This window comes from Intestinibacter sp. (assembly GCF_034113885.1).
Lineage (GTDB): Bacteria > Bacillota > Clostridia > Peptostreptococcales > Peptostreptococcaceae > Intestinibacter.
On sequence record NZ_JAXEWM010000097.1, the window covers coordinates 1 to 11,366 of the forward strand.

13 protein-coding genes are annotated in these 11,366 nt (G+C 29.4%); all 13 read right to left on the reverse strand.

Features of this window, described 5'->3' with window-relative positions:
- The coding region (locus SPD90_RS05615) for a YobI family P-loop NTPase (protein ID WP_442909044.1) at window positions 1-1,319 on the reverse strand (1,319 nt) is incomplete at its 3' end.
- Window positions 1,320-1,356: 37 nt separating this feature from the next.
- Window positions 1,357-2,589, reverse strand: coding sequence for a restriction endonuclease subunit S (locus tag SPD90_RS05620; RefSeq protein ID WP_320924584.1), 1,233 nt, complete (start codon window positions 2,587-2,589; stop codon window positions 1,357-1,359).
- Window positions 2,579-4,072: a class I SAM-dependent DNA methyltransferase gene (locus tag SPD90_RS05625; protein WP_320924585.1), complete on the reverse strand. Its 1,494-nt coding sequence runs from the start codon at window positions 4,070-4,072 to the stop codon at window positions 2,579-2,581. Before SPD90_RS05625 ends, SPD90_RS05620 begins: the two co-directional genes overlap by 11 nt.
- Before the next feature lie 202 nt (window positions 4,073-4,274).
- Window positions 4,275-4,760, reverse strand: a complete 486-nt coding sequence (folK, locus tag SPD90_RS05630) for a 2-amino-4-hydroxy-6-hydroxymethyldihydropteridine diphosphokinase (RefSeq protein WP_320924586.1) — start codon at window positions 4,758-4,760, stop codon at window positions 4,275-4,277.
- Window positions 4,753-5,118, reverse strand: a complete 366-nt coding sequence (folB, locus tag SPD90_RS05635; protein ID WP_320924587.1) for a dihydroneopterin aldolase — start codon at window positions 5,116-5,118, stop codon at window positions 4,753-4,755. Before folB ends, folK begins: the two co-directional genes overlap by 8 nt.
- A 3-nt stretch (window positions 5,119-5,121) precedes the next feature.
- The gene (gene folP / locus SPD90_RS05640; protein WP_320924588.1) at window positions 5,122-5,916 is read right to left on the reverse strand and encodes a dihydropteroate synthase; all 795 of its coding nucleotides are present in this window, start codon (window positions 5,914-5,916) and stop codon (window positions 5,122-5,124) included.
- Window positions 5,917-6,012: 96 nt separating this feature from the next.
- Window positions 6,013-6,579 carry a GTP cyclohydrolase I FolE gene (folE, locus tag SPD90_RS05645; RefSeq protein WP_320623789.1) on the reverse strand — a complete coding sequence of 189 codons (567 nt, stop codon included), beginning with the start codon at window positions 6,577-6,579 and terminating at the stop codon, window positions 6,013-6,015.
- A 26-nt stretch (window positions 6,580-6,605) separates the two neighbouring features.
- Complete coding sequence (locus tag SPD90_RS05650) at window positions 6,606-7,259, reverse strand: hypothetical protein (RefSeq protein ID WP_290693325.1); 654 nt, start codon at window positions 7,257-7,259, stop codon at window positions 6,606-6,608.
- A gap of 14 nt (window positions 7,260-7,273) precedes the next feature.
- A complete protein-coding gene (locus tag SPD90_RS05655; RefSeq protein WP_320924589.1) occupies window positions 7,274-8,011 on the reverse strand; it encodes an aminotransferase class IV in 738 nt (245 codons plus the stop codon).
- Window positions 8,001-9,350: an aminodeoxychorismate synthase component I gene (pabB, locus tag SPD90_RS05660; protein WP_320924590.1), complete on the reverse strand. Its 1,350-nt coding sequence runs from the start codon at window positions 9,348-9,350 to the stop codon at window positions 8,001-8,003. Before pabB ends, SPD90_RS05655 begins: the two co-directional genes overlap by 11 nt.
- Complete coding sequence (locus tag SPD90_RS05665; protein WP_320623786.1) at window positions 9,343-9,933, reverse strand: anthranilate synthase component II; 591 nt, start codon at window positions 9,931-9,933, stop codon at window positions 9,343-9,345. The genes pabB and SPD90_RS05665 overlap by 8 nt, the downstream gene beginning before the upstream one ends.
- 223 nt (window positions 9,934-10,156) lie before the next feature.
- A complete protein-coding gene (locus SPD90_RS05670; protein ID WP_320924591.1) occupies window positions 10,157-10,906 on the reverse strand; it encodes a sugar phosphate isomerase/epimerase family protein in 750 nt (249 codons plus the stop codon).
- Window positions 10,907-11,089: 183 nt separating this feature from the next.
- Window positions 11,090-11,366: isocitrate/isopropylmalate family dehydrogenase (locus tag SPD90_RS05675; RefSeq protein WP_320924592.1), on the reverse strand; the 277-nt coding region annotated here is incomplete at its 5' end.

The window sequence follows — 11,366 nt, forward strand, 5'->3', positions numbered from 1 at the left end:
TTATAATTTGAATATATTTTTTTTAGCTCATCTATACTTTTAAGATGTTCTTCCTCACAATTTCGAATTAATTTTTCTAATTCATTTATTTTTTTATCTATTTCTTGTATTTCATCTTCTATAAATTTATCCTTATTTGTAAATATTGTTGATATAAATCCTATATTAATTTGTGTATCACTAAAATCTCTTGGAAATATATTTTTATAAACAATTATTGCAAGCAATTTATTATAATCTTGCTCTGTAGTTCCTATTCGATTGTAGTATATTATAAATTCATTGTATATATTTTTTAATATTCTCATGTCATCAACATATAATGATATACCTTGTAAAAAATTTTCATCAAATTTTTCAAATATATTTTCTTTCTTAAAATGAGATATAAATTGATCATATGAATTAGAACTATCTATAACAGGTACTATTGGTATAATAAAATCAAAAAATTTAGTTCTATCTTTTGATATAAAAATATCATCTTTTACTAAGTAAAAAAATCTTAATGGCTCTCTTTTACTTAGATCTCTTTTTGAATTCACAAGAGTATTTATTTCTCTTAATCTCTGAAATATTTGATTTACATTGTATCTATCTATATCCTCGAAAACAATAACATCTGCATTTGAATTTTCAAATATATATAGTACTTCATTCAAATATTTATCAAAATAAGACTCTTCACTATTTTCAAGTATTTCAATTTCATTCCCATTGAAATTGAATTTTTTAAATATATTTCTATTTTTTTGTATTTTTATAAGATTAAAAACTCCTACTGTAAAAGTTGCCAAAAATATAACTCCACTAAAGAATAAACTTATACCTTTCGTTGTAATTTGTAAAAATCCTAAACTATAAAACTGCTTTAAAGTTTGTACCAATTCTATCCATTTCGAATTATAAAATATATGTAATCCAGACATAATAAAAGCAATAATTAAAGCAGTTGTTTTTAAAATATTTTTATCTGATTCTGTTTTTTTTATTTTAAAATTAGTTTGAGGTATTTTAGATACATCTATTTGATGAAGTAATTGATTAAGTATTTTTCCCTCTAATACCGACTCTTTTACATTTATTAATTCATGAGAATCACTTTCTTCAAAATTAGCTAAAGAAATATGTAAAAATTTTTTATCAGATACTTGCTGTTTATATGATTCTACAATACTACTTTTACCTGAACTATAAGAACCTGTTATTGCAATATTCTTTATTTCATTATTCTCAAAAACAAAATCTAAAGCTTTTTCATATATACCTAAATCCACATTTTTATTTGGAGTAAGTTTTTCAAAATGTATTTTATCCATCATTCTCCCTCCTAATTTATTTTTACTTTTTATAAAATTAATCTACTTTTATATCTCCATTCATAAATTTTGGTAATAATGTTTCCCTTAAGTTCATTAATAATTTATTTTCTTCAATATTCTTTCTTTTATTTTTAAGTAAATTTTCCACAATACTTTTAAATTTTTCTATAACTTGATAATTAGGATAAATTATTGGCATAGACCTTAATTCTCCTAATGAAATATATCTTTGTGTAGTTCCAGCTAATCTTGATTCTATATAATTTTTCATATTTTGAGATTTAAGGTACAGGTATATATATTCATTTAATTTCATATTTTGAGATGTCTTAAATAATCCTATATTTTTTATAGCAAAGTTTATATTATCTTCTTGAACTAAATATGTTAATCCAACTGTACCAATCATTGATATTAAAATATCACCTGTATCTACTTTACTTCTTTTATTTACTTCTAAATAATCCTTTTCTGATATGAGTTTAGCTTCTTCTATAGCTATACTATCACCTTTTATATGTTTAGATGTAACAAGAGGGTATCCTTCTTTTGATACTTTAGGAGATGCATGAGTTCCATCTTTAACTTCGATAAGCTCAGACATTATTTTTACTTTCCATCCCTTAGGAATCATTCCTTGTTCACTTTCATACATTTCTCCACCGCTAGATTTATAAGGTTCCCCTTTTTCATTTGGAAATTCAAATTCAACAAACCATCTTTTAAAAATACTTTGAGCCATTTCTTCTAAAATTTTGTTCATCTCATTATTTAACTCTACCTTATTATCTAAAGAAGATAAAATATTAGATATTTTTATCTGTTCTTGTAATGAAGGAAGATTTATCTTATACTTCATTATTGCATCTTTATCACCTCGTGGCATTTTTGTTCCTTTTGATGTAGATATAACATAGTTAAAAAAATCATCACTACTCAATAAATAATATAAATACTTGTTATCCAATATATTATCATCTATATTATAAAAAATAAGAACATCACTAGAAGCTCCTCCATCTTTATCAGCATACCATATTTTTTTAAAATATGGTCTTATATTTGAAATTAATATATCATCCTTTAAATATTTATCTACATTTTTAGACTTTGGAATATTACTAGCTATTGTAACTCCTTTTTTGCCTTGCAACATATTTTCTGTTGAAATATAGTTGTTAAAATCTATTTTTTCTATAGATATTTTTTGCTTTCGGTATCTACATATTTCATCTAAACTATACTCTTTCCATTCATTACAACTCATATCCAATTCCTCCAAGTTGCTTTCTTATCTCATCTTCCAACTTCCTAGACTTAGCAAACTGCTCAGATAAAGTCTTAGTTAATCTCTCCATTTTTTCTTCAAAAGGCTCTCCATCATCTTCTACATCTTCAATTCCAACATATCTACCAGGAGTCAAAATATAATCATTATCCTTAATCTCATCCATAGTAGCAACTTTACAGAATCCTTTTACATCTTCATATCCATCTTCATTTTGCCACTTAATGTAAGTATCAGCTATTTTATGAATATCATCATTACTCAACTCTCTAAGTCTTCTACTTACCATATCACCCATCTTACGAGCATCTATAAATAAAGTTTCTCCCTTATGTTTTTTATCTCTATTAAAAAACCATATACAAACAGGAATTCCTGTTGTATAGAACAGTTTATCAGGAAGCGCAACTATACAATCCACTAAGTCACTATTTAATATATTCTTTCTAATTTCACCTTCATTTGAAGTATTAGAGGACAGTGAACCATTAGCAAGAACTACCCCAGCTTTACCTTTCTGACTAAGTTTATCTATCATATGCTCTATCCAAGCATAGTTAGCATTTCCACTTGAAGGAGTTCCCCATTTCCATCTTGGATCTTCTATTAATAGTGGTTGTCCCCAATCTTTTTGGTTAAAAGGTGGATTTGCTAGTATAAAGTCTGCTTTTAAACCTTTATGTAAATCCTCATGGAATGTATCTGCATTTTTACTTCCCAAATTGTTTTCTATTCCTCTAATAGCTAGATTCATCTTGGCAAGCTTCCATGTAGTTGGATTAGATTCTTGACCGTAGACACTTATGTCAAAAGCATTTCCGCTATGCTCTTCTACGAACTTCAATGATTGAACAAACATACCGCCACTTCCACAAGCAGGATCATATACATATCCTTTATATGGTTCTATCATTTCTACCATAAGGGTAACTATGCATTTTGGAGTATAAAACTCTCCTCCGCCTTTACCTTCATTGGCTGCAAATTTTCCTAAGAAGTACTCATAAACTCTGCCAAGTACATCCTTTTCTTTTCCAACACTTCCACCGACATTTATATTAGTAAATAAATCTATTATCTCTCCTAATATTCTCTTATCTAGCTCAGGTCTAGAGTAATTTTTAGGAAGTACTCCTTTTAATGAATCATTTTCTTTTTCTATTAAATCAAGTGCATTATCTACTATATTTCCTATTTCTGCTTGTTTTGAATTTTTCGCGATATAATCCCAACGAGCTTTATCTGGCACCCAGAAAATCCCTTCTGCTAGATATGCATCTCTATCCTCTGCAAAATCTTCGTCTTCCTCCATTAACTCTGCATGCTTTTCCATAAATGTATCTGAAACGTATTTTAAAAATATCAGCCCAAGTACAACATGCTTGTACTCTGCCGCATCCATGTTATTTCTTAATTTATCAGCACTAGCCCATAATTTTTCCTCAAATCCTATTGTCGCCATATTTATGCTTCCTTTCTTTTTTTGTATAATTTATTATATCTTAACATAGAAATAAAAAACTACACAAAATTTAATAATACTTTATTTTTACACATTTATACTCTTAACATTTTCTACTAATTTTATTATAAAAATTCTAATAATAAATAAAATTGTACGCAAAAAACCACTTGATACAAAAATACCAAGCGGTTTTATTATACTATTTAAATTCCTTAACTTCTGCTCTCTCCTCATCAGTCAAGCTATCTAAATAAAACTTTATAGACTTACCATCTATACTTAAATCTTCATTCAAATCCATAAGAGGAACTAGCACAAAGGCTCTATCCTTTATCCTTGGATGAGGTATCAAAAGCTTCTCGTCTGTAGATATTACATCATCGTAAAAAAGCACATCTACATCTATAGTCCTAGGGCCCCATCTTATAACTCTGACGCGATCTAATTTATTTTCGATGTCTTGACATAAATCTAAAAGCTCATATGGAGGTAGACTAGTCTCGATTTCAACGCACATATTTAGAAAATCTGCTTGATCTGTATAACCCCACGCCTTAGTCTCGTAAAGGTTTGATTTTTTGATAGAAGTTATATACTCGCTTTCTTCAAGCATACTACACGCCTTCATCAGATAATCTAATCTATCACCCATATTAGTTCCAAGTCCTAAATACGCTCTACTCATCTCGATCCCTTCTTATCTCAACTCCAAAATAATCGTATATCCCCGGTACTGGAGCTTCTGGTTTTTTAACTCTGACCATAACTCCTTTGATTAGTGGGAATTTATTTAAAACCTCATCAGCTATATTTTCAGCCAACGCCTCTATTAAATTAAATCGTCTGTTTTCAGTTATATCCTTTGCTACCTCGTAAACATCTGCATAGCTTACAGATTTATTCATATCGTCGGTTTTGCCGGCTTCTTTAGTGTCTAGGTAAAGCTCCATGTCTATGAAAAACTTTTGACCTAAGACAGCCTCCTCCTTTAAAACGCCGTGATATCCGTAAAATCCTAAGTTACTCAATAATATTTTGTCCATATCTTAACCTCTGTATATCGCATCAGCTACCATTGCAGCTTCTAAATTTTCTTTTACATCGTGAACTCTTACTATATCCACTCCATCTCTTACTCCAAGTACAGTAGTAGCTACAGTACCTTCAACTCTTTCTTTTGGAGTTGTACCTTCTAGGATTTTTCCTAATACTGATTTTCTAGATGTTCCAAGTAATATTGGATATCCTAGAGATTTAAGCTCACCTAGTCTTTTTAGAACTTCTATATTTTGTTCGTAAGTTTTACCAAATCCTATACCTGGATCTAGTACTATTTTTTCTTTTTTAACGCCTGCTTTTAGCGCCATATCTATGCTGTTTTGTAAAAATTCTTTTATAGCTTCCATTATATCCTTGTCGTATTCTGTTCCATCTTGGTTGTGCATTATACATACTTCTGCATCGTATTTAGCCACTACATCTGCCATTTTACCGTCGTAAGTTAGTCCCCATACATCGTTTATCATATCTACACCTAGTTTTAAAGCTTCTTCTGCAACTTCACTTTTATAAGTGTCTATAGATATTGGCACGTTTATTTCTTCTTTTAATCTTTTTATAACTGGCACTATTCTAGATATTTCTTCTTCTGCTGATACAAATTTGTGACCTGGTCTTGTAGATTCTCCACCTAAGTCTATCATATCAGCTCCTAAGTCTATCATTTCTTTAGCATGGTTTACTGCTATATCTATATTAGTAAAATCTCCACCATCAGAAAAGCTATCTGGTGTTACATTTAATATTCCCATTATATAAGTTCTTTTTCCGTATTCTAACATTTTTATCTCCTCAGTAATTATCTTTCTAAATCACAGCAAAAGTTATATTCACCAAATACATGGCAAATATAACTTTTCCTTTTTTAAATTAAATTATTATAAGTTTATAAGTGACATAGCTTCACTTCTAGCTAGTGCATCAGTTTCGAACACACCTCTAACTGCAGAAGTTACAGTTTTTGAACCTGGTTTTTTAACTCCACGCATAGTCATACACATATGCTCAGCTTCTACAACTACCATAACTCCATAAGGTCTTAATTCTTCCATTATTATGTTTGCAGTGTCTTTAGTTATTCTCTCTTGTAATTGTGGTCTTCTAGCTATAGTTTCTATTACTCTAGCTAATTTAGATAAACCTGTTAATCTACCATCTTTTGGAATATAAACAACGTGAGCTTTTCCAAAGAATGGAACTAAATGGTGTTCACAGCTTGAGTAGAAAGGAATGTCTTTTACAACAACCATTTCTTCGTGTTTTTCATCTGCAAATAATACTTTTAAATGTTCTCTTGGATCTTGATGTAATCCGCAGAATATTTCTTCGTACATTCTAGCAACTCTATCAGGAGTTCCAACTAACCCTTCTCTATCTGGATCTTCACCTATTGCTTCTAGGATTTCCCTTACTGCTTTTCTTATTTTTGCTTGATCTACTGCCATTTCTTACCTCCAAAAATCTAAGGACATTATTTTATATATTCAAATATATCTAACAGCATTTCGTATTTATCATCTGATGCATTTTTTAATATATCGTATATTTTTTTATCATCTTTTTTTATGCTTTTTATTAATTTTTTGTCCTTAGGTACCCATTTATCTTCTTTTATATAATACATTCTAATCAGATCTCTAAGTGCTATATTCACAAAAAAATCGTACTCAAAATCTTCAAATTCGTCCTTTGATTTTAATTTTTTGATTTCTGATTTGATTTCTAATAGCTTGTCTTTTTTTATTTCCTCGGAAATCTTATCTGGACCTTCTTCGTAAGCTTGCTTGCATTTTCTTAGTATTTCCTTTGCATAATCTAAAGTGTCAAATATTATCTTGCCGTCGTTTATTTTTAAGAAGAAATACTCTTTATTTTTTATAAAGCTTTCGCATCCTTTTTTGGAAATATAGTTTAAATCAAATTCTATAGAAGAAATCACTTTATTTATGCGAATTTGATTTTCCTTTTGTTCTTTTGTAAATATAAAAAGATCTATATCGTTTATTTTTATGTCTTTTTCAAAATCTAAATCTTTACTAGAACCTACAAGCACTATACCTAGAGTATTTTCGTCCTTTTTTATCAAATCTATTTCCCTTTGAAATACATCGTTTAATTTTGACATATACTCACCGCCTTTTATAGATTCTCTTTTATAAGCTTTATTACTTTATTCTCTTTGTCAAAGTCTATTTGATTTATTTGTGTAACAGGCATCACACCCATTAAACTGTTTGTAACAAACACACCTTCATATTCATCAACAGATGAGATATCTATATCGCACTCGACTAAATTTATATTTAAGCTTTCGCAAACTCTACCTATATTCAGCTTCATTATTCCATTTAAAATTGGAGATGAGCTCTTAGGTGTATATACTGTATCTGATTTTACAAAAAATATATTGCTCATAGAACACTCTAATACTCTACCAGAAGTATCTAAAAATATCGCATCGTCAAATCCATTGTCAGTTGCAAAATGTTTAGAATACATGCTCTCGTAGTAATTAGTAGTCTTATGTCTGTATATTATACTGTCTCCCCTTTTAATTGGAGATATGCATAATTTAAAGCCTTTTTTATAAGTTTCTTCATTATATGTTATATCCCTTAGACTTATATTATATCCTTCATCAAATACTGTAAGTCTAAGTGCTTTATTTTTTACATCGTTTTTATCTATATATTCTAAAATCGTTTTTCTGTAAAACTCTTTATTTTCGTCAATATCGAAGTTTAATTCTCTAGCTGAATTAAACAGCCTATCTAAATGTAAATCTAAATCTAGAGGACAATCTGTGACTTTTATAGTTTCAAATAATCCCATTCCAAACTTTGAAAGTGTTGAATTAAAAGAAACACTACTCTTCATAATAACCTCTAAGAGCCTTCATTATAGAAGCAGCCTTATCCATAGTTTCTTGGTACTCATCAGCTGGATTAGAACCCCAAGTCATACCTCCACCAACTTGGAAATACACATTTTCGTTTTGTTTTACTATAGTTCTTATTGCTATATTTAAGTCCATATTTCCATCAAATCCTATATATCCTATAGAACCTGTGTAGACATTTCTCTTAGTTGGTTCTAGCTCTTCTATTATCTCCATAGATCTAATCTTAGGTGCACCTGTTATAGATCCTCCTGGGAAAGTGGCTTTTATCACGTCTATAGGGCTTAATTCGTCTCTTAAAGTCCCTACTACTGTTGAAACTAAGTGATTTACATTTGCATATGGTTCGATTACAAATAGCTCTGGAACCTTTACAGTACCTACCTTGGATACTCTAGATAGGTCGTTTCTCTCTAAGTCTACTATCATAAGTAATTCTGCTCTGTCCTTTTCACTATTTAATAATTCTTCTCTTAATCTCAAATCATCAGCTTCGTCTTTTCCTCTAGGTCTAGTTCCCTTTATAGGTCTAGTTTCTAATTTTCTATCTACACATTTGATAAATCTCTCTGGTGAATTAGATAGAATATGGAATTTATCGAAATTCAAAAATGCTCCAAATGGCGCTGGAGAAAATCTTCTCAAATCTCTATATAATTCGTAACTAGATAAACTAGTCTTTCCTGTAAAACGTTGAGTTAAATTAGCTTGGTATATATCCCCACTTCTTATGTAATCTTTTACTTTTTGTACAGCATTTTCAAATCCTTTTCTTGTGAAGTTTGATTGTAGTTTTATAGGTTTAATGTTTTTAGTTTCGTAGCAGATAGGGTCTATTCCCTTTTGTTCTGCAGTTTTTATTCTATTTTCAATTTCATCAATTAAAAACTCTTCATTTTTCTTGTCTAAATTCGGTGTCGCTATGTAAGTTTTATTTTCTAGATGATCTACTACAACTACCCAATTGTAAAAACCAAAATATAAATCGTATACTCCCGTATCATCTACAGCAATTTGAGGTAACTTTTCCATGTAGTTTCCTAAATCATAAGATAAATACCCTACTGCTCCACCTACAAATGGCAACTCAGTGTCATTTTCGCCTTGGTAATGTTTAAGTTCTTCCTCTAAAGTATTAAGAGGATTAGTTTCAGAATCTTTTGCTTTTATTTTTTTAAAAGGATTACTACTTATAAAAGAGTATCTCCCTAGTTTTTCTGGATCCATTGCACTGTCTAGAATAAAGCTGTCGTTTTCATCTTTAAATATTGTGTAAATTTCAAAAGCGTCTAGTTTAGTATCGATTTGTCTAAGCATTTTCTTGTATCCTTTCTCTAGCTAAAGTAATAAAGTTTCTTAAAAGCTCATGGCCACATTCTGTAAGTACAGCTTCTGGATGGAATTGAACTCCCTCTATCATGTACTTTTTGTGTCTTAAGCCCATTATTTCCCCTTCTTTAGTCTTTGCAGTGATTTCTAATTCATCTGATAATGTCTCAGTGTCTACTACTAAAGAATGGTATCTAGTCACGTTTAGAGGATTTTTTATGTTTGTAAAAACTCCCTTGCCATCGTGAGTGATACTGTGGACTTTTCCATGAACCGGCTCTATTGCCTTAACTATTTTAGAGCCAAATACTTGACCTATAGTTTGGTGTCCTAAGCATATACCAAGTATAGGTATCTTACCTTTGAAATTTTCTACAGCTTCGATACAAATTCCAGCTTCAGTTGGACTGCATGGTCCCGGTGATAAGACGATAATTTCAGGGTTTAATGTTTTTATATCGTCTATCGTAATTTCATCATTTCTTTTCACCACTATGTCTTCGTCTAATTCTTTAAAGTACTGAACTAAGTTGTACACGAAAGAATCATAGTTGTCTATCATTAGAATCATTATTTTTCTCCCTTTTTATAAATTTTTCCTATAAAACTATTTACCTCATCTGTACAAAAAGGGGATATAAGCTACATGGTCATTTTCGTCAACCTAATCATATGTTTAATTGACCATGTAGTTAGATTATAGCACATTTTAATTGAATTGCATTAATATATAAAAAAAATATAACAAAATTATTAAAATTTTTTATATATAATCATTTTTTTATAATATAATTTTAAAAATAATTTAGAGTATACTCTATATCTTTAAAATCTATTTCTAGTATTAAATAATCTGGATTTATTTTTTCTATTTTATCGAATATTTTATCGGTTAAAATGCCTTTTTTATAGCCTAAATGTAAATCATTTACACCATCGTTATCACTAAAGTGAATAATTTTTGTCTTATCAAAAACCTCGGTATAATCATTTTTACTCATCAGCTCATGTCCTGTATCGTAGCAAAAATAAACGCCATCATTTATAATATTATTGAAAATATAATTAAAATCTTCCACTCTGTCGCCTACATTTGAAAAATCACCTTTTTTAGAGTATGTATTTTCTATAGATAAAATCCTTCCATTTAATTTTTGATTTAATTTACTGTCATTTAAAAATTCTACTGTATTTTTTAAATATTTTTGTCTATTTCTGTCTAACCTATTTGTCATCACATATCCTAGATGAAGGTTGTAGTACTTAATATCGAAGTCTTGGGTCAAGGCTTCATCGATTTTACATATGAAATCTATCCATGAATTTCTTATGTAATTTATATTTTCACAGGTATTTAATTCCATAGGCAGGTGTATTGAAATGCTCAAGTTTAAATCTTCTATTTTAGATTTATACTTTTTTAAAACTCCTACATCCTCTAGATTGTCAAGTCCCACTTCTATATGCTCTATTTTTTTATTTTTCTCACAAATATCTAATGCCTCTTTTAAATTAAACGGCAGTGCTGAAATTCCTATTTTCATAAAAACTATCCTTTCTATAGATTAAACTATTTTTTTAATCTTTTATTCTATGCATATATTATATCAAAATAATTAAAAACTACTATATTGAAATATCGCTGTTAATATTTCGCTATAGTAGTTTTTTTAATCATCTTTATTCGATTTTAGCTAGTAAAGTATTCTTTACTGCCAATTTTTTCATTATATATATTTTAATATTTCATTTGTAAATTCATCAGTTGTAGCAGTTCCACCTAAATCACCAGTTAAGTTTTCTCCTTTTAGGAATACTTGTGCTAGAGCATTTTCTATCTTAGCTGCAGCTTCTTGTTCTCCTAAATATCTAAGCATCATAACAGCTGATTGGATTATAGCTGTTGGGTTAGCTATATTTTTGCCAGCTATATCTGGCGCACTACCGTGTACTGCTTCAAATACAGCGTAATCTTTACCTATATTAGCTCCTGGTATCATTCCA

Excerpts from the sequence above, each read along its gene's own strand:
- SPD90_RS05620 (WP_320924584.1), bottom strand. The coding sequence starts at position 2,589 with ATGAGTTGTAATGAATGGAAAGAGTATAGTTTAGATGAAATATGTAGA.
- SPD90_RS05625 (WP_320924585.1), bottom strand. The coding sequence starts at position 4,072 with ATGGCGACAATAGGATTTGAGGAAAAATTATGGGCTAGTGCTGATAAA.
- folK (WP_320924586.1), bottom strand. The coding sequence starts at position 4,760 with ATGAGTAGAGCGTATTTAGGACTTGGAACTAATATGGGTGATAGATTA.
- folB (WP_320924587.1), bottom strand. The coding sequence starts at position 5,118 with ATGGACAAAATATTATTGAGTAACTTAGGATTTTACGGATATCACGGC.
- folP (WP_320924588.1), bottom strand. The coding sequence starts at position 5,916 with ATGTTAGAATACGGAAAAAGAACTTATATAATGGGAATATTAAATGTA.
- folE (WP_320623789.1), bottom strand. The coding sequence starts at position 6,579 with ATGGCAGTAGATCAAGCAAAAATAAGAAAAGCAGTAAGGGAAATCCTA.
- SPD90_RS05650 (WP_290693325.1), bottom strand. The coding sequence starts at position 7,259 with ATGTCAAAATTAAACGATGTATTTCAAAGGGAAATAGATTTGATAAAA.
- SPD90_RS05655 (WP_320924589.1), bottom strand. The coding sequence starts at position 8,011 with ATGAAGAGTAGTGTTTCTTTTAATTCAACACTTTCAAAGTTTGGAATG.
- pabB (WP_320924590.1), bottom strand. The coding sequence starts at position 9,350 with ATGCTTAGACAAATCGATACTAAACTAGACGCTTTTGAAATTTACACA.
- SPD90_RS05665 (WP_320623786.1), bottom strand. The coding sequence starts at position 9,933 with ATGATTCTAATGATAGACAACTATGATTCTTTCGTGTACAACTTAGTT.
- SPD90_RS05670 (WP_320924591.1), bottom strand. The coding sequence starts at position 10,906 with ATGAAAATAGGAATTTCAGCACTGCCGTTTAATTTAAAAGAGGCATTA.